This is a genomic window from Siccirubricoccus deserti, from assembly GCF_014283215.1.
Classification (GTDB): domain Bacteria; phylum Pseudomonadota; class Alphaproteobacteria; order Acetobacterales; family Acetobacteraceae; genus Siccirubricoccus; species Siccirubricoccus deserti.
Map to the genome: position 1 here is coordinate 1 of NZ_JACOMF010000250.1, position 824 is coordinate 824.

Genomic DNA, 824 nt, shown 5'->3' on the forward strand with positions numbered 1-824 from the left:
GCACATCGCGCCGCTCGTCGCCGAGTTCGAGACCTGGATGAAGGAAAGCCGCGGCAGGCTGTCTCGGCACAACTCGGTTGCCAAGGCGATGGACTACATGCTGACGCGCTGGGAAGCGTTCTCCCGGTTCCTCAATGACGGCCGGATCTGCCTGACGACGGATGGTGTTGAGAAGCCCTAATTGTCATGCCGCAGCGGATTTTGGTGGCTTCTCGCGCCAAGCGGCCACCATCCGCTCGTAGGCTCGTTCGGCACGTTCGACATAGTCCATCTCCCGGTGCCGGATCTCTTCAATCCAGTAGTCCCGCGCGGGCCCGGCCTTGCCGTACTCGCGGGGTGCCCCTGCCTTCAGGGCCACCTTCCTGAGCTTCATGGCGGTGAACGCCGGGCGGGCAAACGTGTACTCCTGCTCGCTGGTCAGAACATGCCAGATCATGACTGCGAGCTTCCGGGCTGTCGCAACCGCGGCCGCGCCGGAGCCGCGCTTTTTCTGCACGCGGACAAAGAAGGCGCGGAGCGGGCCCGGCGCCGTCTTGGCCGACCAAGCCGCCTCGACCAGCATCTTGCGCGCTGCGCTGTTGCCCTGCTTCGAGATGCGGCCATGCCGGGCGGGGCCGTCGCCGGACTGCCGCACCTTCGGCGTGAGACCGAAGTAGCTGCTCAGCTTCTGTGGCGTTTCGAACCTGGACACGTCCCCGATCGAGGCGAGTACCGTCGAGGCAACAACGTAACTCACCCCAGGGATGGTCATCAGCCGCTTCGCCTGCGGATCATCAAGCGCCTTTGCCGCCATCACCTGGTCGAGCTCGGCGAGTTGGCCGGAG

The 824-nt window shown here is 65.2% G+C and carries 1 protein-coding gene and 1 pseudogene; one reads left to right on the forward strand and one right to left on the reverse strand.

What is annotated here, in order from left to right; all coding sequences use genetic code 11:
• Positions 1 to 175: pseudogene (locus H7965_RS30145) on the forward strand (IS66 family transposase); the annotation flags it as partial.
• Between the two features lie 9 nt (positions 176 to 184).
• Here the strand turns inward: H7965_RS30145 and H7965_RS30150 are convergent.
• On the reverse strand, positions 185 to 824 hold a 640-nt coding region (locus tag H7965_RS30150), incomplete at its 5' end, for a transposase (RefSeq protein WP_186774116.1).